At 71.9% G+C, this 19,562-nt stretch carries 19 protein-coding genes and 1 pseudogene; 11 read left to right on the plus strand and 9 right to left on the minus strand.

Going from position 1 to position 19,562, the window contains the following annotated elements; genetic code table 11:
- Positions 1-24 precede the first annotated feature (24 nt).
- The 3 genes from ACFU6I_RS12930 (at position 25) to ACFU6I_RS12940 (ending at position 2,773) form a co-directional block, all read left to right on the plus strand.
- Positions 25-702, plus strand: coding sequence for a uracil-DNA glycosylase (locus ACFU6I_RS12930; RefSeq protein ID WP_384364620.1), 678 nt, complete (start codon positions 25-27; stop codon positions 700-702).
- A complete protein-coding gene (locus ACFU6I_RS12935) occupies positions 699-1,730 on the plus strand; it encodes an N-acetylglucosamine kinase (RefSeq protein WP_384364623.1) in 1,032 nt (343 codons plus the stop codon). Before ACFU6I_RS12930 ends, ACFU6I_RS12935 begins: the two co-directional genes overlap by 4 nt.
- 119 nt (positions 1,731-1,849) lie before the next feature.
- Entirely contained in the window at positions 1,850-2,773 is a 924-nt protein-coding gene (locus ACFU6I_RS12940) for a sirohydrochlorin chelatase (protein WP_384364626.1), read from the plus strand.
- 101 nt (positions 2,774-2,874) lie between these two features.
- Here the strand turns inward: ACFU6I_RS12940 and ACFU6I_RS12945 are convergent, their stop codons facing one another.
- A complete protein-coding gene (locus ACFU6I_RS12945) occupies positions 2,875-3,930 on the minus strand; it encodes a lactonase family protein (RefSeq protein ID WP_384364629.1) in 1,056 nt (351 codons plus the stop codon).
- 130 nt (positions 3,931-4,060) lie between these two features.
- Complete coding sequence (locus tag ACFU6I_RS12950) at positions 4,061-5,575, minus strand: FUSC family protein (protein ID WP_384364632.1); 1,515 nt, start codon at positions 5,573-5,575, stop codon at positions 4,061-4,063.
- Positions 5,576-6,036: 461 nt separating this feature from the next.
- Between ACFU6I_RS12950 and ACFU6I_RS12955 the strand changes: the two genes are divergently transcribed.
- Positions 6,037-6,411, plus strand: a complete 375-nt coding sequence (locus tag ACFU6I_RS12955; protein ID WP_384364635.1) for an ArsR/SmtB family transcription factor — start codon at positions 6,037-6,039, stop codon at positions 6,409-6,411.
- Between the two features lie 12 nt (positions 6,412-6,423).
- On the opposite strand, the gene ACFU6I_RS12960 is transcribed toward ACFU6I_RS12955, so the two are convergent.
- Positions 6,424-7,563 (minus strand): MFS transporter, encoded by a 1,140-nt coding sequence (locus ACFU6I_RS12960; RefSeq protein ID WP_384364787.1) that lies wholly within the window; start codon positions 7,561-7,563, stop codon positions 6,424-6,426.
- A gap of 53 nt (positions 7,564-7,616) precedes the next feature.
- The gene (locus ACFU6I_RS12965) at positions 7,617-8,201 is read right to left on the minus strand and encodes a Chromate resistance protein ChrB (RefSeq protein ID WP_384364638.1); all 585 of its coding nucleotides are present in this window, start codon (positions 8,199-8,201) and stop codon (positions 7,617-7,619) included.
- 473 nt (positions 8,202-8,674) lie between these two features.
- Here ACFU6I_RS12965 and ACFU6I_RS12970 point away from each other — a divergent pair, with 473 nt between their 5' ends.
- The 3 genes and pseudogenes from ACFU6I_RS12970 (at position 8,675) to ACFU6I_RS12980 (ending at position 11,401) form a co-directional block, all read left to right on the plus strand.
- Positions 8,675-10,093 carry an APC family permease gene (locus ACFU6I_RS12970; protein ID WP_384364641.1) on the plus strand — a complete coding sequence of 473 codons (1,419 nt, stop codon included), beginning with the start codon at positions 8,675-8,677 and terminating at the stop codon, positions 10,091-10,093.
- 87 nt (positions 10,094-10,180) lie between these two features.
- Positions 10,181-10,666: an Lrp/AsnC family transcriptional regulator gene (locus ACFU6I_RS12975; RefSeq protein WP_384364644.1), complete on the plus strand. Its 486-nt coding sequence runs from the start codon at positions 10,181-10,183 to the stop codon at positions 10,664-10,666.
- Between the two features lie 25 nt (positions 10,667-10,691).
- Positions 10,692-11,401 (plus strand): annotated as a pseudogene (locus tag ACFU6I_RS12980) (HAD family hydrolase).
- 146 nt (positions 11,402-11,547) lie between these two features.
- Here ACFU6I_RS12980 and ACFU6I_RS12985 read toward each other — a convergent pair.
- Complete coding sequence (locus ACFU6I_RS12985) at positions 11,548-13,461, minus strand: APC family permease (protein WP_384364647.1); 1,914 nt, start codon at positions 13,459-13,461, stop codon at positions 11,548-11,550.
- Positions 13,462-13,681: 220 nt separating this feature from the next.
- On the opposite strand from ACFU6I_RS12985, the gene ACFU6I_RS12990 reads away from it, so the two are divergent.
- Positions 13,682-14,272: a hypothetical protein gene (locus tag ACFU6I_RS12990; RefSeq protein ID WP_384364650.1), complete on the plus strand. Its 591-nt coding sequence runs from the start codon at positions 13,682-13,684 to the stop codon at positions 14,270-14,272.
- Between the two features lie 142 nt (positions 14,273-14,414).
- The gene (gene lepB / locus ACFU6I_RS12995) at positions 14,415-15,095 is read left to right on the plus strand and encodes a signal peptidase I (RefSeq protein WP_384364653.1); all 681 of its coding nucleotides are present in this window, start codon (positions 14,415-14,417) and stop codon (positions 15,093-15,095) included.
- A gap of 15 nt (positions 15,096-15,110) precedes the next feature.
- Here the strand turns inward: lepB and ACFU6I_RS13000 are convergent, their stop codons facing one another.
- Genes ACFU6I_RS13000 through ACFU6I_RS13015 form a run of 4 tightly spaced genes read right to left on the minus strand, consistent with a single transcriptional unit; the run spans position 15,111 to position 17,964 of the window.
- Positions 15,111-15,347: a hypothetical protein gene (locus ACFU6I_RS13000; RefSeq protein ID WP_384364656.1), complete on the minus strand. Its 237-nt coding sequence runs from the start codon at positions 15,345-15,347 to the stop codon at positions 15,111-15,113.
- Positions 15,344-16,357 carry an NAD(P)/FAD-dependent oxidoreductase gene (locus ACFU6I_RS13005; RefSeq protein ID WP_384364659.1) on the minus strand — a complete coding sequence of 338 codons (1,014 nt, stop codon included), beginning with the start codon at positions 16,355-16,357 and terminating at the stop codon, positions 15,344-15,346. The genes ACFU6I_RS13000 and ACFU6I_RS13005 overlap by 4 nt, the downstream gene beginning before the upstream one ends.
- Complete coding sequence (locus ACFU6I_RS13010) at positions 16,354-16,890, minus strand: isoprenylcysteine carboxyl methyltransferase family protein (RefSeq protein ID WP_384364661.1); 537 nt, start codon at positions 16,888-16,890, stop codon at positions 16,354-16,356. Before ACFU6I_RS13010 ends, ACFU6I_RS13005 begins: the two co-directional genes overlap by 4 nt.
- A gap of 6 nt (positions 16,891-16,896) precedes the next feature.
- Positions 16,897-17,964 (minus strand): type III polyketide synthase, encoded by a 1,068-nt coding sequence (locus ACFU6I_RS13015; RefSeq protein ID WP_384364664.1) that lies wholly within the window; start codon positions 17,962-17,964, stop codon positions 16,897-16,899.
- Positions 17,965-18,006: 42 nt separating this feature from the next.
- Here ACFU6I_RS13015 and ACFU6I_RS13020 point away from each other — a divergent pair, with 42 nt between their 5' ends.
- Complete coding sequence (locus tag ACFU6I_RS13020) at positions 18,007-18,909, plus strand: UbiA family prenyltransferase (RefSeq protein WP_384364667.1); 903 nt, start codon at positions 18,007-18,009, stop codon at positions 18,907-18,909.
- A gap of 253 nt (positions 18,910-19,162) precedes the next feature.
- Positions 19,163-19,558, plus strand: a complete 396-nt coding sequence (locus ACFU6I_RS13025; protein ID WP_384364670.1) for a nitroreductase/quinone reductase family protein — start codon at positions 19,163-19,165, stop codon at positions 19,556-19,558.
- Positions 19,559-19,562 lie beyond the last annotated feature (4 nt).

Consider the following 19,562-nt stretch of genomic DNA (forward strand, 5'->3'; position numbering starts at 1 on the left):
CGTATGAGCAGTAGAGTGCGGCCCGTGGCAGCACGACCGTTGAAAGAAATCATTGAGCCGGGATGGGCGCAGGCCCTGGAACCCGTGGCCGAACGCATCGCCGCGATGGGCGACTTCCTGCGCGCGGAGATCGCCGCTGGGCGCACCTATCTGCCTGCGGGGCAGAATGTGCTCCGGGCGTTCCAGCAGCCGTTCGACGAGGTACGGGTCCTGATCGTCGGTCAGGACCCTTACCCCACACCGGGACATGCGGTGGGACTGAGCTTCGCAGTCGCGCCGGAGGTCCGGCCGCTGCCGGGCAGCCTGGAGAACATCTACCGGGAGCTTCACACGGACCTGGGGCTGCCCCGGCCGTCCAATGGCGATCTGACGCCGTGGACCCGCCAGGGGGTACTGCTGCTCAACAGGGCGCTGACCACGGCGCCCCGTCGGCCGGCGGCGCATCGTGGCAAGGGCTGGGAGGAAGTGACCGAGCAGGCGATCCGGGCACTGGTGGCGCGCGGCACACCGCTGGTGTCCGTCCTGTGGGGGCGCGACGCCCGCAATCTGCGGCCGCTGCTCGGTGAGCTCCCGGCGATCGAGTCCTCGCACCCCTCCCCCATGTCCGCGGACCGCGGGTTCTTCGGCTCACGGCCGTTCAGCCGGGCCAATGAACTGCTGGAACGCCAGGGCGCCCAACCGGTCGACTGGCAGCTTCCGTGACCGCCGCCGCGGGGTCGTACGTCCTCGGAGTGGATTCGGGCGGTTCCGGGCTCCGGGTGGCGCTCGGCGCGATCGGGGCGGAGAAGCCGGTGGCGACGGCGGTCTGCGCCGAGCCGGTGCGGACCGGCCCGGCCGGGATCGATGCCGGGCACCTGCTGGAGCAGCTCCTTCCCGCAGTCGACGAGCTGCGGGCGCAGGCCGGGGAACGGTCGCGGGCGGCCGCCGACTCGTCCGTCGTCGCCGTGGCGATCGGCGCCGCCGGCATGGCGACGCTCGGGGACCAGCTGCGCGCGGAGCTGCCCGCGGCGCTGGAGCGGGCGCTCGGGGTGCAGCTGCTGGCGCTGGCCGCCGACGCGGTGACGGCGTACGCGGGAGCGGTCGGTCAGCGGCCGGGAGCCGTCGTCGCGGGCGGCACCGGCATGATCGCGCTGGGGACGGATCTGACGAGCTGGCACCGGGCCGACGGCTGGGGCCACCTCCTCGGCGACAGCGGCGGCGGTGCCTGGATCGGGCGGGCCGGGCTCGATGCGGCGATGCGCGCCCATGACGGTCGGCGCGGCGGCTCGGTCGCGCTGCTGGCCCGGCTGGAGGCGGTGTTCGGTCCGGCGCCGGAGCTGCCCGGTCTGCTCTATCCGCGTACCGACCGCCCGGCGATGCTGGCCTCGTTCGCCCCCGAGGTCGCCGCCTGCGCCGGGGACGACCCGGTCGCCGCGGGCATTCTTCGGGACGCCGCCGGTCATATCGCGGAGGCGGCCGCCGCGGTGTGCCCGGAGCGCGGGACGACCGACGAGCCGTGCGAAGTGGCCCTGACGGGTGGCTTGTTCCGGATGGGCGATCCACTCCTCGTGCCCCTGCGTGAAGAGCTCGCCCGGCAACTGCCGCAGGCGCGGACGGTCCCCGGTTCGGGTGATCCGCTGACCGGTTCGCTGCGCATCGCCGAGGCACTGGCCACCGGTGATCTGCGGTTGCCGCTCCACCCGACGCTGCTGTGCGTGCCCGCGTACCGGCCCGGGCGGGGGCGGCCATAAGGGTCGACAGAGCAGGGCAGTTGGCCGGTAAGCCACTGATCGGATAAAAGCGGACAGATAACGCCTGACTGGGCCCTCCCCGAACAGTGGGGCACCCAAAACCAGTAGCATGCGGCGCCATGAGCACCCCCACTGGGCCCGCTTCCGGCCTGCCTGTACGAATGCCGCGACCTCGCCAGTCCGGACGGCACCGCCGCCCGGAGCCCGTGGTCGCGCCCGAGGGCGCTGCCGCGCTCGTTCTCGCCGTTCCCGGTACCCCCTCCTCGGCCACGCGCAGTCTGGCCGAAGAGGTGATCAGCATTGCCCGTTCCGAGCTGCCCGGTCTCCATGCCCGGATCGGTTACCTCGACGGCGACGATGCCGAGTACCCCACGCTTGTCTCCGTACTCGCGGATGCCGCTGCCGAGCGCGTCGCACGCTTCGAGCAGGCGAAGGCCGCGGGCCGTGAGGCCGCCGAGCCCGAGGGCCCGGCCGCCGTTGTGGTGCCGCTTCTCGCGGGACCGGACAACGCCCTGCTCCGGCGGATACGCCAAGCTGTCATGGACAGCCGTGCACCGGTCGAGCTGACCGATGTGCTCGGCCCGCACCCGCTGCTCGCCGAGGCGCTGCACGTGCGCCTCTCCGAGGCCGGCCTGGCCCGCGCCGACCGCGCCAGGCTGTTCACCGTGGCCACGGCCGCGGACGGGATCGTGCTGGCCACCGTGGGTGGCGAGGAGGCGGTGCAGGCCGCCGGGATCACCGGCATGCTGCTGGCCGCCCGCCTCGCGGTGCCGGTGATGGCCGCTGCTCTCGATGTCGAGGGTTCGGTCGCGTCCATCGCCGACCAGCTGAAGGCCTCCGGTTCGGTGCAGCTGGCCGTGGCGCCGTACCTGGTGGGTCCCGAGGTGACCGAGGGGTTGCTGGACGCCGCCGTGAAGGAGGCGGGCTGCGCGACGGCGGAGCCGCTCGGCGCGTACCCCGCGATCGGCAAGCTCGTCCTGTCGATGTACACGACGGCGCTCGGCATCGCCCCGGTGACGCCGCAGGGGGCTCAGGCCCACTGACCTGATCAGCACAGAGCAGCTGGGCCCGTACCGGTCGAACGTCCGGTACGGGCCCCGCTGTGTGCCGTCTCCTGCGCTCCGGGGCCGGACGGTGGGTCGGCTCAGCCGAAGATCACGCAGGAGGCGGCAGGAGCCGTCAGCGAGCCCGCGTGGCGTGGGATGCCGGTGCTCGGGTCGACGGCGAACCAGCTGACGTTCCCGGACCGCTCATTGGCCGCGTACAGCCACTGCCCGGTGGGGTCGAGGGCGAGGTCGCGAGGCCAGTGGCCACCGCAGCTCACGGTCGTGACCAGGGACGGCTTCTCGCCCGTCTCGTCGAGGGTGAGGACGGCGATGCTGTCATGTCCCCGGTTGGCGGCCCAGAGGAACCGGCCGTCGTGCGAGACGACGAGCTCGGACGGGTGGACGACCGCGTCCGCGTCGGTGGCCACGTCCTCGGGCACCACGGTCGTCTCGCCGACCGGTGCGAGGGTTCCGGTGGCCGCGTCCCACCGACAGACTGTGACGGTCGGTTCGAGTTCGTTCAGGACGTAGGCGTGGGTGCCCGCGGGGTGGAAGGCCAGGTGGCGAGGTCCGGTTCCCGGTCGCAGCGCCGTCTCACCGTGCAGCCGCAGCGTGCCGGTGCTCGTCTCGAGGGCGCAGATCCGTACGGAGTCGGTTCCGAGGTCCACGCTCAGCACCCAGGTGCCCGAGGGGTCGGGGAGCACCTGGTGCGCGTGCGGGGCCTGCTGGCGGGCCGGGTGCGGTCCGCTTCCCTCGTGCCGGAGCACGGACGTGGCGGCGCCCAGCGTTCCGTCGGCGCGCACGGGGAGGGCGGTGACACTGCCGGAGCCGTAGTTGGCGGTGATCAGGTGTCCGCCGGTCAGTGCGAGGTGGGTGGGTCCGCTGCCGTCCACCGGCCGGATCCCGCCGAGCAGCCGCGGGTCGTCGCCGGCGATGTCGAGGGCGGCGGCCGCGCCGGACTCGGTCTCGCTGACCGTGTAGAGGGTGGTGGAGCCGGGGCCCAGGGCGAGATACGAGGGATCGGGGACGGCGTCCGTGGCGCCGAGGACGGTCAGCGCCCCGGTCTTCCGGTCCAGCGCGGCGACGACGACTCCCCGACCGCCCGCCGACGTGAACGACCCTATGAATGCCCGTCCCGCACCGTGGCTGCTCACCGCTTCTGCCCCTCTCCGCCGACTGATCACGGCGGTTCGGGCCGCCGTGATCTTCCGGGGCGACGGTAGCAGTGCACCCTGCGCGGTCTAGACCAGGGCCGTGTCGCCGCCTGCTGTCCCAGGTCGCAGGTCAGGCCGGGACGAGCGGGGCGCGGGGTGAGGTGCGCAGGGGCGCGGCGAGTTCCGCGAGTGCCCGCTCCAGGGCATGCAGATGCGCGAGTGCGGCCTCGGCGCCGGGGTGGTGGTGCGCCGCGTGTGCGGGCAGCGCGTTCAGTTCCGTACGGGGAGGTCCCGGCTGCGCCAGGGCGAGCACCGCGGCCTCGACACGGCGGCAGGCCGCTGCGAGCCGGGCATCGTGCGAGGCGTCGGGATCGGCGGCGACCGCGGCGAGACCACGCACCTCGCGGGCGCACAGGTCGAGCAGAGCGAGGACCTGGCGGGCGCGCTCCTTACGGGCCCGCAGCGGGTTGAGCGGATGCACCAGGGGGGCGAGCGAGAGCCTGACCCGGCCGAGCAGCGCCTCCAGTTCGGTCACCTGCGGACCGGGGTCGGCGGTCGGGGAACCGGCCAGGCGGGCGGCGGCCCCCGCCGTGCAGGCGTGTACGCAGCGCAGTGCGCGCTGGATCCAGGCGTCGGTGGTCGCGTGAAGGGTGACGGGCAGTACGAGGAGGACGGCGAGCGCCGAGCCGAGTGCTCCGGCCCCGGTCTCCGTGAGGCGGAGCACGAGCAGCCCCGGGTTCAGGACGCCGAGCAGGCCGTACAACAGTCCGGCCAACACGGTCACGAAGAAGACCATCCAGCTGTACGAGACGGCGGCGGTGTAGAAGATGCCGAAGACGCAGACGGCGACGAGGGCCGCGGTGGGAACCGTGTCGCCGTGCAGGGGCACGGCGACCAGCAGCCCTGCGGCGATCCCGGCCACTGTGCCCAGGACGCGGCGGAAGCCGCGGACCAGTGTCTCGCCGCGCGAGGCGGTGTTCACGAAGACCCACCAGACGGTGCCGACGGCCCAGTACCAGCGGTCGGCGGACAGCAGTTGCCCGATGCCGAGCGCGAAGGCACTGGCGGCAGTTGCCTGGATCGCCTGACGCGTGGTCGTCCGGGCCAGCCCGCGACTGCCCGGGAGTACGGGTACGACGGGCGTGGGCAGCCGTCGTTCGTAGCACCAGGCACCGAAGCGGACGGCCGAGGCGGTGATGATCGAGAGCGCGACCGCGGCGTACAGCTCGGGCAGCTGGCCGGGTACGGCGTGCAGGAACTGCGCCATGAAGAACGCCATGAACGCGAAAACCCCGAGGGCATGACCGCGGGGACCCCAGCGGCGCGCGTACACCCCCGCGCAGACGACGGCGAGGAACGCGGCGTCGCGCGCCAGGGGGTGGTCGTGCAGCGCCGTCGCGACTGCCAGGACCGGGAATCCGACGACGGGCAGCAGCGAGGTGGTGAGCGCCTGGTCGCGGACCCGTGCGTCGGTGACCGTGAAAAGTGCGAGCAGAGCGGCGAGGCCGCCGGCGACGGCCGCGGGAAGCGAGTGACTGACCAGGCCCGAAAGGGTCACGGCCAGACCGATGCCGAGAACGGCCCGGGCCGAGCTGCGCAGCCGCAGCCGCCCCGGGTCCGGAGCCACCAACATCCGCTTCAGCACCGATTACCACTCCCTGTTCTGTCCGGACATGAAAAAGGCGCCGCGGGATCCGCAGCGCCATCGACCGGGTTCATGAGAGCATCTCGCCGCCATCTGGCTCAAGTCGAACCGGTACAACTGCGCCATTGGCACATCCCGATACGCTTTCGATGTGCCAGGTGAGCGCCAATGGACCACGTGCTGCTGAACCGTCGGGCCGGAGGAAGGCCTTCCGGGCGGTTCACACGCCGGCCTCGGCACAGGCCCGCTTCCAGGCGCCGTCCCGCAGCAGGCGCAGACCGTTGAGGCCGACGATCACGGTGGAGCCCTCATGACCGTGGACACCGAGCGGAAGGCGTGAGGGCGGACCTCATGGGATCGGGGCTCGTTCAGGCACGGGGAGGCAGAGCGGGTCCGGCCCGGCCACCATACAAAAATTCATGAACATACATTCATGTGTGCATCTCCGTAGGATGAGGCCCATGGGCCACGGATCCGACGGCACGCAAGCCGCCACGTCACGCGAACGCCTCGAAACAGTGGGCACCGCCGATGTCGCCGCCACCCTCCAGGCGCTGGCCACTCCGTCCCGGCTGCGGATCCTCGCCCAGCTCCAGGAGGGCCCCTGCGCCGCGACAGAACTCGCCGACGCGGTCGGTATGGAACAGTCCGCCTGCTCCCACCAGCTCCGGCTGCTGCGCAACCTCGGCCTGGTCACCGGTGAACGCCGGGGCCGCTCGGTGATCTACGCGCTCTACGACAACCACGTGGCCGAACTCCTGGAGCAGGCCCTCTTCCACGTCGAGCACCTGCGCCTGGGAATGCGCGACACCCCACGGGTGACCGCGGCGCGCTGACCCACGGCAAAGTCAGCCGCGCGCCGGGGGTGTGCGGCGAGCGGCCAGGAGAAGCGGAAGGACGGCGGTCGCTGCGGCGAGTACCGCGAAGCCCCAGGTCAAGCCGGCGGCACCGGCGACGGCGGCGACCAGCAACGGGCCTCCGGCGTCACCGAGTTCACGTCCGAGTTCGGCCGTTCCCATGGTCTGGCCGAGCCGTTCGTGCGGGGTGGCACCCGCGAGGGCGGCGAAGCCGAGCGGAGTGATCAGCCCGGTTCCGGCCCCGATCAGCACGGCGGCGGACAGGATGCCGGGCAGACCGGGCAGCATGGCGGCGGTCAGTCCGCACGCGGTGACCAGCAGTCCGGCCACCAGTCCCCCGCCGACGCCGAGGCGCCCGTCGTCCAGGGCCCGTCCGGCCCACGGCTGCACGAGCGCGGCGCACAGGGCGAGGACGGAGACGGCCGCGCCGGTCACCACCGGCGACAGACCGGCAGCCAGCCCGGACACCGGCAGGAACCCGACCCCGACGGACAGTGCGGCAGTGGCGGCGGCCAGGGCTGCCACCGGCCGCAGAAAGGCACCGTCGGCCAGTCGCCGGACGAGCCCCAGGACGGTCTGACGCGCCTTGGGCAGAGGCGGTACGGCAGGTACCGCGAACGCGGCCCACAGGGCGACCACGGCGGCCAGGGCTGTCAGCACCGCGAACAACAGCATCAGACCGCCGGCCCAGACCAGCACGCCGCCGAGCAGGGGTCCTGCGGTGTAGCCGATGCTCTTGAAGAATCCGTACGAGCCGAATGCGCGGCCGTGCCGGGCCTGCGGGTTGAGGCGGGCCACCAGCGCGGAGGCGGCGGGTGAGAACGCGGAGGCGGCAGCCCCCTGTCCCAGCCGGGCGGCCCACAGCAGGCCGGGATCGCGGACCACCACGAACACCGCGGAGGCGGCGGCGAACGCGATGAGCCCGCCGAGCAGCACCGGCCGGGCGCCGATCCGGTCGGCGAGCGTCCCGAACACCGGCTTGAGCACCACCTCGGCCCCGTCGTACAGCGCGAGCAACAGCCCGAGATACAGCACCGAACGCGTCAGACCGGCATCGCCCTGGCCGAGATTGGCCGCGATGCCGTGCGCGCCGAAGGCGGTGGTGAACCCCGCTGCGTACAGCGGCCACATCCGCCGCCGCGACGCGGCGGGCAGAGGCCTCGATTCCTGGGCGGGCCCGGGCATCACGGCTGCGCGCCTTCGCCGTCCGAACCGAAGGCGTGCAGGTGGGCGAAGACCCTCTCGCTGTAGTCCTCGAACCGCCGGGCGCACTCGGCCAGTTGCCGGTCGCCCGCGCCGGATCCCGGCGCCCCGAACACGTCCCGGGCCTTCAGGTCACGGTGCCAGCGGCGCAGCCGCTCCAGGCTCTGCTCCTCCTCCTCGAGCTCGGCCAGGGTGAACTTGGCATGACGGATCTCCTTGTCCAGCTCCGTCTCGTACTTCCCGCAGTCGGCCAGGAACTCCGCCCAGTCCTCCTCGCGTGCGGCGGTGAACATGGCCTGGAACCGGGCGGCGTCGGCCGGTTCGCGTCCGGCGGCGCGCAGCACCACGGCCTCGCCGTCGGCGCGTTCGGTCAGCTGCACGGCCCGCTGAACGCCATCGGCGAAGACCGGCACCTCCGGTACCGCCCACACGCCCTGCCCGAGAGACAGCGCGCCGACCTTGCGCAGCTCCCGCCATACCGCGACCCGGTGCCGGGAGGGCTGCGTCGGCAGCCGCACGATCAGCACCACCCACGACAGCGGGGATGTCGGCGATTCCTCACTCATCGAGCAAAAGTAACACTGGTTACATCGTCATGAGGAGCGGGCGTCACGGGGACAGCCGGTCCGGGCCGGAGCTCCCGCACGTCACGCAAGGCAAAAATCCGTACAACGTGACCGGTTACACGCTGCGCATCCCGTTGCGGTCCGAGCGCGGTCCGCCGAACCCGAACCCCTCACCGCCGACTCACGCATCAAAGGCACCGGCAAATACATGCCTTCATTTCGAAGGTCATCAAGGAGACGAAGAGCCTGAACCATCAAGTTGTCAATAAGAGGCCAACCCTCGCCAGATCTACGAATACCGCCAGCTGCGCGCTTGGTTGCAACGAATTCCGTAGGTAATAGGTGGTTGACGTGACGGATCCCACAGGTTTCCATAACGCGCCGGGAGCAAACGAAACCAACAGCGCAGCAGGCCACGGAGGCGATAGCGCTCCCGCCGTCACCCGTCACACCCAGTCGATCGGAACCGCTCCATGACCGACATGCTCAGCCAGCCCGTCACCTCCGGCACCGCACCGGCGGAGGCCGATCCCCACAGCCAGGACGGCCCGCGCACCCTCAAGCGTTCCATCGGTGTCGTCGGGGGGACCCTGCTGACCCTCTCCTGCGTGACGCCCGCATCCACGCTCTTCGTGGTCGTGCCCGACCTGTTCGGCGATCTCGGTTCCGCCACCGCGCTCACCATCGCCATCGGTTCGCTGCTCTGTATCGCCGTGGCGTTCTGCTACTCGGAGCTGGGCACCATGATCCCCAGCGCGGGCGGCGAGTACGCCATGGTCACCACCCTGACCGGTCGGCTGGCCGGGTGGCTTGTGTTCGTCCTGTCTCTGCTGGTCGTAATGATCGTTCCGCCCGTGATCGCCATGGGTACGGCGGACTACCTCGCTCCGCTGGTCCACATCCCGGCCGAGGCTGCCGGGGCCGGGGTCATGGTGCTCGCCACCCTGGCGGGTCTGCTGGACCTGCGTGCCAACGCCTGGATCACCGGCGTCTTCCTGGTTCTCGAAGTCATCGCGGCGGCCGTCGTCGCCGTGCTCGGCTTCGCCCACACCGAGCGCGGCGCGGGCAGCCTGATCCATGGTGTGGTCGCGAGCGACAGCGGGGAGTCCCGCCCGGTCACCGCGATGCTGGTCGTCTCGGGTCTGGCCATCGCACTCTTCATCACCCAGGGCTTCTCCACCGCCGTCTACCTCTCCGAGGAGATGGAGAACCCGCGGCGCAACGTCGCCCGCACGGTCCTCGCCACCCTGGCCATCTCGACGGCCGTCATCCTTGTCCCGGTGGTCGCGATCACGATGGGCGCACCCGACCTCGCGGCGCTCACCTCCGGTGACATCAGCGGCATGGTCACCGCCTGGAGCAACTCGGCCGTCGGTACGTTCGTGAGCCTCTGCGTCGCACTCGCGATCATCAACGCGGGCATCGTCATGGTCATCCAGAACTCCCGGGTGCTGTTCGCCTCCGCCCGGGACAAGGCGTGGCCCGAGCCGGTCAACAACGCCCTCGCCCGCCTCGGCCGCTTCGGTTCGCCGTGGGTCGCCACCCTGGTGGTCGGAGTTCCCGGCGCGGCGCTGTGCTTCGTCAACCTCGACACCCTGTACGGCGTGACCGGCGTCTCGGTCACCGGCATGTACCTGCTGGTCGCCGTGGCCGCGCTCGCCGCCCGCCGCACCGGCCACAAGGACCTGCCCGCCTGGCGGATGCCGCTCTGGCCCGCGATGCCGGTGGCACTGATCGTCGTACTCGTCTACATCCTCAGCCAGCAGGAGACCACGTACCTGCTGTGGACCGGCGGCATCATGGCGGCAGCCACCCTCTACTGGGCCTTCTACCTCCGCCCCCGTCGCGACACCCACTGGCTGGTCACCCTCCCCGAGGATGCCCGTCCCTGACTCCATGTGGACGGGCACGGGCCCGTCCACTGGGCCATTGGTACAGTCGGAGTCCCTATCAGCAGACCAGGAAGAGGCCGACGGACCATGGCGGTGGACGCGCTCGACACCCGCATCCTGCGGTTGCTCATCGAGCAGCCCCGGACCAGCGTGCGGGAGTACGCACGGATCCTCTCCATCGCCCGGGGCACCGTGCAGGCCCGTATCGACCGGCTTGAGCGGAACGGTGTGATCACCGGTACGGGCCCGGTCCTCTCCCCCGCCGCCCTCGGCCACCCGGTGCTCGCCTTCGTCCATCTGGAGGTCACCCAGGGGCATCTGGACGAGGTGGGCGAGGCCCTCGCCGCCGTGCCGGAGATCGTCGAGGCGTTCTCGACCACCGGCGGCGGCGATCTGCTGACGCGGGTCGTGGCCCGCGACAACGGGCACCTGGAGGATGTGATCCAGCAGCTGATCCAGTTGCCCGGGGTGGTACGGACCCGCACCGAAGTGGCCCTGCGCGAGCGGGTTCCGCACCGGCTGCTGCCCTTGGTCCGATCCATCGGCCTGGCCACGGCCGAACCGTCGAACTGACCACCACCTTGGCATGCTGGGTGCCATGAGCACTCGGCCCAGCCCTGCCCCCTCGGTCATCTTCGATCTCGACGGCACACTCGTGGACAGCGAGCCGAACTACTACGAGGCGGGGCGCCGGCTCCTCGCCCTTCACGGCGTGCCGGACTTCACCTGGGAGCACCACACCCGGTACATCGGGATCAGCACCCGCGAGACGCTGACGGCGCTGCGGGCCGCGTACGGGATCGCGACGCCCGTCGACGAACTCCTCGCCGGCCAGGACGCTCTCTATCTGGAGCTGGCCCGATCGTCGACGGAGGTGTTCCCCGAGATGCGGAAGTTCGTGGAACGTCTGCATCAGGAGGGGATCGCGACGGCTGTGGCATCGGGTTCGTCCCGGGCCGCGATCGAGGCGGTGCTCACGGGCACCGGCCTCGGCGCGTACGTCACGACGTATGTCTCCGCCGACGAGGTGGCGCACGGGAAGCCGGCGCCGGACGTGTTCCTGGAGGCCGCGCGGCGGCTGGGCGCGGCGCCCGGCGACTGCGTGGCGCTCGAGGACGCGGCTCCGGGCGTGGCGGCAGCGCATGCGGCGGGCATGCGGCGGGCATGCGCTGCATCGCGGTCCCCTATGTGGCGTCGACGGCCGACGATCCGGCGTTCACCACGGCGGAGCTGCTCTTCCGCGGCGGTCAGGGCGAGTTCACGGCGCAGACCGCGTACGACTGGCTGGCCGGAGCTCAGCCTTCCTGATCTTGCCGGTGGCAGTCATCGGGAAGCTCCCGACGCCACCGGGCCGGTGGACTCCCGTACGACCAGCTCCGTGACGAGTTCGACGTGCGGCCCGCCCGCCGGTTCACCACCGGCAGGCGGCTCGCACAGAGGCGGGAGCGACGGGCTCACGACTGCGTCCGCCTGCGGTGACACGCCTGCGGTACGGCCGGCCTCGGGACGGCCACGTCCAGGTCCAGCCGGAAGCGGAGTCGGCAGATCACCGCATGCGTGTCGCGGCGTACCGCATGGGCCACCACCGCACCCCGCTGGTTCTGCAGTACGCGCTGCCAGACGTGGGCGGGTTCGACCTCGGGGATCAGGACGGTGATCCGGGTGCCGGGCTCGGCGGCGGTCAGCTCCCGTACGTATGAGGCGATCGGTCGGCCCAGGGAACGACGGTCCGAGTCGACGCAAATCAGGGGCACTCCCGGGTTCCACAGCGCCCAGTCCCGTTCCAGTGCCTCGCTCAGGGCGCGGTCCTCCGGGTCGGGGTGGCAGACCGTGACCGCCCTGACCTCGTCGCCCAGCGACACCGCGGCCGTCAGCGCCTCGCTGGTGAGACGGGTCAGAGAGGAGACCGGGACGATGATCAACGAGCGGTCGCGGTGCGGCGGTTCGGGGATGCGGCCCACCTCGAGCCTGTCACCGATCTTCCCGTACGCGCGGTGCACGAACTCGAACGCGGCGACCAGCAGGGGCAGCGCGACCACGATCAGCCAGGCGCCGTCGTGGAATTTGGTGGCGGTGACGACGACGGCGGATACACCGGTGAGGAGGGCGCCGACACCGTTGAGGAGCGCCTTGCCCGCCCAACGCTCGCCGCGCGCCCCGCGCCAATGCAGGACCATGCCCGTCTGCGCGATGGTGAAGCCGACGAAGACACCGATCGCGAACAGCGGCACCAGGGTGTTGGTATCGCCTCGGGAGAAGACGAGAAGGGCGGCGGAGACACCGGCGAGAGTCAGCACACCGTGCCGGTGGACCTGACGGTCCGCCTTCAGTCCGAAGACGTGCGGAAGGTAGTTGTCACGGGCCAGCAGCTTCAGCAGCACCGGGAGCCCGCCGAACGAGGTGTTGGCGGAGAGCGCCAGCAGGGTCATGGTGGCGAACTGAATGACGTAGAAGGCCCAGGTGTGGCCGACGGACGCGTCCGCGAGTTGCGCGAGCACGGTGACGCCCTCCACCGGCTGCAGCCCGAAACGGGAGATCAGGACGGACAGTCCGATCAGCATCACGCCGAGCAGTGCGCCGAGGGCGATCTCGGCATGCTGGGCGCGGCGGACGGCCGGGGCACGGAAGGACGGGACGGCGTTCGCGATGGCCTCGACGCCGGTCAGGGCCGAGCACCCGGATGCGAATGCCTTCAGCAGGAGCAGTGCGCCGACGGTGGTGGCGTTGTCGGCGAGCACGGAGGCGTGACCGGCGGCCGCCTCCGTGGAGACCGGGGCATCGCGGAAGAGACCGACGGCGATGAGCACGAGGATCGAGCCGACGAAGACGGCGGTCGGCAGGACGAACGCGCGCGCCGAGTCGACGATCCCGCGCAGGTTCACCCCGGTGATCAGAACGAGGACGAGGAGGCACAGCCACACCCGGTCGCCGTACAGCTCGGGGAACGCGGAGGTGAGCGCTGCCACCCCGGCGGTCACCGCGACGGCGACATTGAGCACGTAGTCCAGGACAAGTGAGGCTGCCGCGACCAGGCTCGTGCGGGCACCCAGATGTGCCTTCGCGACCGCGTAGCTGCCGCCGCCGTCCGGGAAGGCGGCGATCACCTGCCGGTACGAGGCGACGAGCACCGCCAGCAACGCGGCGATCGCAAGGGTGGCCGGGAGGGTGAAGCCGAGCCCGTGCGCCCCGGCGGCAGCGAGGACCAGGACGATGGCCTCGGGGCCGTACGCCACCGAGGCCATCGCGTCGAGCGAGAGCGCGGCGAGTCCGGTGACGGCGGTGAGCTTGTGCCGAGCGCCGGTATCGGGGGGTTCCTCGACGTCGGGTCGCGCGACGCTCGGTGCGGCCTCGGTGGTCGGAGCGGACATGGAACGGACTCCTTCTGTTCAGGTCCGCTCAGGTTGCGCCCTCGCGTGACAGGCTGCGCCCGGTCCTGTCGCCTCCTTGCCGTCGGAAGACCGTATTTTCATGCCTTCTTGACTCCGCTCGCCGCCGGTCGTCAGACATCCGTCAGGACACCCGGCTCCGGCGTCAGCGGTTCGTCAAGGCGTACCGACCGCCTGTTCCGCTCTCCATAGCCTCTGCGCCATGCGACGACCCGTCCCCGGGGCAGTACCCGACCCCCACACCGGCCCTGCCGGCCGCATCAGCCACGCCGACCGTGCCGTCCCGCCCCCGGGCGGGACGGTGCACGACCACGAGTGGGCCGGAGACGCCCGCTTCGCGGGTGGCTGCTCCGTCACGCTGCTGGGCCTCCTCCTGGCGGTCGACGCAGCCGCCGGCCGCCTCACCTGGCTTCGTGTCCTGCTGTGGGCGGCGATCGCCGCGGTGCTGTGTGCGGTCCTGGTACCCCCGCGCGTCTGTGCGGGCACCGGGTGGCTCTCCTCCCGCAGCCTGCTGCGCAGAACGACTGTGCGTACGGACCTCCTGGTGTCCGTGCGCTGGTCAGACGGCGTCGCGCAACGCCTGCTGCTCCGCGACGCCCACGGCCGCCGGGTCGAGCTCGACCCCCGGGTGTTCGTCGCCAATCCGGCTCTCTGGCACCGCCTGGACGAGGCCGCGCGCACCTGCGTGGAACGCGGGACGCTGCTCTGCGGGGCGACGGCGCTGCGGCAGCTCGGAGACCGTATCGACCGTCGCACGGCCCGGACCGTGTTCAAGGTCTCCGGCCTGGAGTAGGGGCGCCGCCGCCGTCCCGTCCTTCTGGTCCCCGCCCCGCCGTCTGCCCGTCGCCCGGGACCCTCTACGGTGTCGCTGCACGTGTGGGGTGAGGGTGACGACTGCGACGGGAGATCGGCGAATGCGACGCGCGGGACGTGGGGTGTTGATCACGGGGGCCGTACTTGCCGTCCTCGGGATCGTGCTGACGGCGGGGGCGCTCCGGACCATCCGCAGCGACTACACGATGGTGACGCCCGGGGGCGAGTCCATGGAGCCGACATACGTCCCGGGTCACCGGGTCTTCATCGCGAAGACCGGCGGCGAGAAGACACGGAAGGGCGATGTGGTGCTCTTCAGCATGCCGGACCGTTACAACGGCGAGGCCGTGATGCAGCGTGTCATCGGGCTCGGAGGCGACCATGTGGTCTTCGACGGGACCCGGTTGACCGTCAACGGGACACCGCTCAAGGAGCCGTACCTGAAGGGGGCGGAGGTCGACGGCGGGCACGGCCCGTACGACGTGAAGGTGCCGGCCGGTCGGATGTTCCTCCTCGGCGACAACCGTGCAAACGCCAACGACTCGCGCTACTTCTCCGACGAGCGCTCCGGAACCGTGCCCGTGACGGCCGTGCGGGGACGCGCGCTCGACGATGCCACCGTGCCGACGGTGCTGAGGCTCGGCGCAGTCGTCGGTGTGGTTCTCGCCCTGGCGGGTGCCGTCTGCACGCTGGTGGGCCTGCTGACGCGGCGGCGCCGCGCAATGGCGCCCCCGCCCTTTACCGGGTACGCGGGTGCCGGGTACCCCGCTCCCGGGGTTCCGCCGCCCTTCCGGCGCCCCTGACGCGGCGCACGGCCCTCAGCGTTCGGCACCTCGCGCGGCCGCGCCGAGGCGGTGGGCGCCCTCGGTCGGCTCGGCGGGGTCAGCGGCGGCGGCAGAACCCGGACGCAGGTATGTGTCCCGCGGTTCGGCCGGGCAGTAGCGGCGGCCCGGGCCGACGACACCTTGGCGGCGGAGCCGATCGCGGCCGAGCAGGCCGCCGTCGGCGGTGAGGGGCGAGGCCGCCGGGACAGCCACGCCCGGAGAGCCGGTCACGCCAACTGGTTGACCAGGGCGGCGAAGACCGCGGGAAGGCGGGTCGCGGCCGGGACGATACGACGAGCGAGCCGCGGGTGCTGCCGGACCCGGAGCAGCGATGCGGTGAGCAGGCGGTGGCGCCGGGATACCTTGCGCCACGCCTGCTCGTACGCCAGTGGGCGGTCGTCCCGGATACAGCGCACCAGTTGCGCGGCCCCGGCGAGGGCCAAGGAGATCCCTTCGCCGGTGAGCGCGTCGATGTATCCCGCGGCGTCCCCGACCAGCAGGACCCGCCCGGCCGCCCGGGATCCGACACGCTGGCGCAGCGGTCCGGCGCCGCGCACCGGGGTGGCGGTGCCCGGGGTCAGATGGCGTGCGAGGAGGGGGAAGTCGGCCAGGTGGCTGTCGAACGGGCCGCGTTCCGCGGTCAGTACGGCGACGCCGACCAGGCGCGGGCCGAGCGGCGTGACATAGGCCTCGGCCCGTGCTGACCAGTGCACCTCGACGTGGTCCGTCCAGGGTTCGATCGCGTAGTGGCGGCGCAGGCCGAACCTCGGGGGCCGCGGATCCGGGCGGTCCAGGCCGAGTTGGCGTCTGATCGGTGAGTGCAGTCCGTCGGCGGCGGCCAGGTAACGGGCGGTGATACCGGCAGCGCGGACGCTGTCGGCGCCCTGTCGGACGCCACCCACCCGCGCCGGGATCACCGGTACGCCGAGTTCCGCCGCTCGGCGGGCCAGGGCGGCGTGCAGTTCGGTGCGCCGGACGCCGCAGCCGGGGGCAGGTGCGAAGAGAGCTTCGACACTGTGGTGGTCGTCGACGTATCGGATCCCGCGCAGTGGGTGTCCGGCGACGGTGATGCCGAGTTCGGCCAGGGCGTGCACGGCCCCCGGCATGAGGCCCTCGCCGCAGGCCTTGTCGATCGGGGTGGGGCGCGGTTCGACGACCACCGCTTCGAGTCCGGATCCGGCGGCGTGGATCGCGGTGGCGAGTCCGGCGGGGCCGCCGCCGACCACCAGCAGGTCGATCACGGCGTGGCCGCGGGAGTCGGCGCCGGGGCGGCCCCGGCCAGAGCGGTGTTCTCGCACCGCACGCGGGTCGCGAGAAGCGGCAGGTTGAGGAGCGTGAATCCGGTCGCGGTGAGCCAGTTGGAGTGGACGAGCGGCAGCGCGACGCCCTCGACGATCACGGCGACGTAATTGGGGTGGTCCAGCCATCGGTACGGTCCGGCGGTGACGAGCGGCAGGTCCGGCACCACGATGACCCGGGTGTTCCAGCGTGGCCCCAGCGTGGTGATGCACCACCAGCGCAGCCCCTGGGCACCGAGGGCCAGGGCGAGCATCGGCCAGCCGAGCGCGGGGAGGAAGGGCCGGTCGCCCAGCCAGGTCTCCCCCAGGCAGCCGGCCAGCAGCGCGGTGTGGAGGACGACCATGACGGGGTAGTGCCCGCGCCCGTACTCGGTTCCGGAGTGGCGACGGCTCCAGGCTGCGTTGCGCCGGGCCGTGACGAGTTCGACGAGGCGCTCGAAGGCGACCAGGAGGACGAGGACGGTGTAGGGGATCACGGGCGACTACCAGCGGAGGAGGACTTGTTCGGTGCAGAAGCCCGGCCCCATCGCGAGGAGGAGACCGGGCGATCCGGGCGGTGGTGGGTGCAGCGCCAGGGTGTCCCCGAGGATGTGCAGGACGGACGCGGAGGAGAGATTGCCGACCTCGGCCAGCGAACGCCAGGTCGCTTCCAGTGCCCGGGCGGGCAGATCGAGCGTCTCGCGTACGGCTTCCAGGACCTGGGGGCCGCCGGGGTGGCAGACCCAGGCCGTCACGTCCTGCGTCTTGAGGTCGTGGTCGGAGAGGAAGGAGCGCACCTCGTCGCCGAGCGATTCGCGCACCAGGTCCGGGAGATCGGCGCCGAGGACGATACGGAAGCCCGCGTCGCCGATGTCCCAGCCCAGGCTGCGTTCGGTGCCGGGGTAGAGCGTGCTGCGGGTCGCGACCACCTCCGGCCCGCGCTGGTGCCCCCGACGGTGCGGGTGGTCCCTGCCGACCGCGAGGACCGCGGCGGCGCCGTCGCCGAACAGTGCGCCCGCCACCAGGTTCGGCACGGACGCGTCGGTACGTTGCAGGGTCAGCGAACAGAGTTCGACCGAGAGCAGCAGCGCGACCTGTCCGGGGTGGCCGTCGAGATAGTCGTGGACCCGGGCCAGTCCGGCGGCTCCGGCCACACAGCCCAGACCGAAGATCGGTACGCGTTTCACATCGGGCCGCAACCCGACCGGTCCGGCGAGCCGCGCCTCCAGCGACGGAGCGGCGATACCGGTGACGGAGGTGGAGATGACCAGGTCGATCTCGCTCGCGTCGAGACCCGCCCGGTCCAGGGCGCCGCGCACGGCCTGTTCCCCCAGCGGGAGCGCGGATTCGATGAACGCGTCGTTCGCCTCTCCGAAGCCGCTCAGGGAGGCGTACCGCTCCAGGGGAAGGGCCAGATGGCGGCCACGTACCGTGGCAGACGCGTGCAGGCGTTCCAGCACACCACGGTCGGCGCCGGGTGGCAGGCACATGTCGGCGAAGGCATGGGTGATCTCGGACTGCTCGTACCGGTGCGGCGGGAGCACACCATGGATCGCGATGATTCGCGTCATCCCGTCACCATAGGGGCGAATAGCGTGTTTTGATCGAACGTCATGAATCACACTTTCCGGGCACCTTCCGTGTCCGCCTCGGCGCCCGCCGCCGTGCCGTCGGCCGCTCCCCGCCTCGGCCGGCTCGCGGTGGCCCTGTTCCTGTCGGCCCACCCGGCCCCCGCACTGGCCGTCTCCGCCCTGATCACCGCGCTGGCAGTGGCCGCGGGCCGCGATGCGTCCGGCAGCTTCCTGGTCGCTCTGGCCCTGCTCACCGGACAGCTCTCCGTCGGTTGGAGCAACGACCGCATCGACATCGCACGGGACACGGCTGCGAACCGGCGTGACAAGCCGCTCGTGGACGGCGCCGTGAAGGCCCGTACCGTCGCGGTGGCGGCCTGCGTCGCACTCGCCCTGTGCGTCCCCCTGTCGCTGGCGAACGGCGCGGCGGCGGGCGGCGCCCATCTGATCGGGGTCGCCGCCGCCTGGTCCTACAACCTGGGCCTCAAACGAACACCGTTGTCCTGGCTCCCGTACGCCGTCGCCTTCGGCCTCCTGCCCGCCTTCGTCACGCTCGCGCTGCCGGGCCACCCCTGGCCGGCCGCCACGCCGGTGGTCGCGGGCGCGCTCCTCGGCGTGGGCGCACACTTCACCAACGTGCTCCCCGACATCGACGCCGACCTGGCCGCAGACGTCCGCGGCCTGCCGCAGCGGTTGGGCCGACGTCGGACCCGTACTGTCGCGGCATTCGCGCTGCTCGCCGCATCGGCCGTCCTCGTCCTCGGCCCACCGGGGCCACCGGACGCGACGAGCTGGACCGGTCTCGTCGTGACCGGGACCCTGGCCGTGGCCGTCTGCCTCCCGCTGCGCTCCGCGCCCGAAAGCCGCCTGCCGTTCCTGGCCACGCTCGGGCTGGCCGGCATGGACATCGCGCTGCTGCTCCTGCACGGCGCGGCGCTGGGCTGATCATCCCTCCCCCGGATGCCGCAGCCCGCCCGGCTTCTCGACCGGAGGTGTCCGACGGATCGAGGTCGGACAGGTCGCGGCGTCCGGTGCGGTGCTTCGCGGGGCGGAGGGGCATCCTGATACAGGGCGTACCCGCTGGGTTCCGACACCGCGGCAAGGTGCCGCAGCTCTCGTTGTGCGCCCGCCGGGGATGTCGGGACAGCCCCTGGGCCGGCTCCGGCGAGAGTCACCGGCAACGACGGGAGAGTCACGCATGTCGCGCTATCACGAGATGAAGTTCCGGGCGGTCACGACGTTCCAGCGGCGGATCGCCAACCCGATCATCCGCCGACTGCCGAATCAGACCCTCCTGGAGACCACGGGACGCACGTCCGGACTGCCCCGCCGCACCCCGGTCGGCGGCCGCCGGGCCGGCAGGGAGTTCTGGCTGGTCTCGGAGTACGGCGAGAAGTCGCAGTACGTACGCAACATCCGGGCGAACCCGGAGGTCCGGGTCCGGATCAGGGGACGCTGGCACGCCGGAACGGCCCACCCCGTCCCGCAGGACGACCCGCGCGCCCGGCTCGCGACACTGCCGCGCTTCAACAGCGCGGCTGTCCGAGCGCTCGGCACCGACCTACTGAGCGTGCGGGTCGATCTCTACGACTGACGAC

Source organism: Streptomyces sp. NPDC057486 (assembly GCF_042802415.1).
Taxonomy (GTDB): domain Bacteria; phylum Actinomycetota; class Actinomycetes; order Streptomycetales; family Streptomycetaceae; genus Streptomyces; species Streptomyces yanii.

What these genes read in the sequence shown, in the direction of transcription:
- ACFU6I_RS12940 (WP_384364626.1), top strand. Translation starts at nt 1,850, where the DNA reads ATGAGCACCCCCACTGGGCCCGCTTCCGGCCTGCCTGTACGAATGCCG.
- ACFU6I_RS12955 (WP_384364635.1), top strand. Translation starts at nt 6,037, where the DNA reads ATGGGCCACGGATCCGACGGCACGCAAGCCGCCACGTCACGCGAACGC.
- ACFU6I_RS12960 (WP_384364787.1), bottom strand. Translation starts at nt 7,563, where the DNA reads ATGTGGCCGCTGTACGCAGCGGGGTTCACCACCGCCTTCGGCGCGCAC.
- ACFU6I_RS12965 (WP_384364638.1), bottom strand. Translation starts at nt 8,201, where the DNA reads ATGAGTGAGGAATCGCCGACATCCCCGCTGTCGTGGGTGGTGCTGATC.
- ACFU6I_RS12970 (WP_384364641.1), top strand. Translation starts at nt 8,675, where the DNA reads ATGACCGACATGCTCAGCCAGCCCGTCACCTCCGGCACCGCACCGGCG.
- ACFU6I_RS12975 (WP_384364644.1), top strand. Translation starts at nt 10,181, where the DNA reads ATGGCGGTGGACGCGCTCGACACCCGCATCCTGCGGTTGCTCATCGAG.
- ACFU6I_RS12985 (WP_384364647.1), bottom strand. Translation starts at nt 13,461, where the DNA reads ATGTCCGCTCCGACCACCGAGGCCGCACCGAGCGTCGCGCGACCCGAC.
- ACFU6I_RS12990 (WP_384364650.1), top strand. Translation starts at nt 13,682, where the DNA reads ATGCGACGACCCGTCCCCGGGGCAGTACCCGACCCCCACACCGGCCCT.
- ACFU6I_RS13015 (WP_384364664.1), bottom strand. Translation starts at nt 17,964, where the DNA reads ATGACGCGAATCATCGCGATCCATGGTGTGCTCCCGCCGCACCGGTAC.
- ACFU6I_RS13020 (WP_384364667.1), top strand. Translation starts at nt 18,007, where the DNA reads ATGAATCACACTTTCCGGGCACCTTCCGTGTCCGCCTCGGCGCCCGCC.
- ACFU6I_RS13025 (WP_384364670.1), top strand. Translation starts at nt 19,163, where the DNA reads ATGTCGCGCTATCACGAGATGAAGTTCCGGGCGGTCACGACGTTCCAG.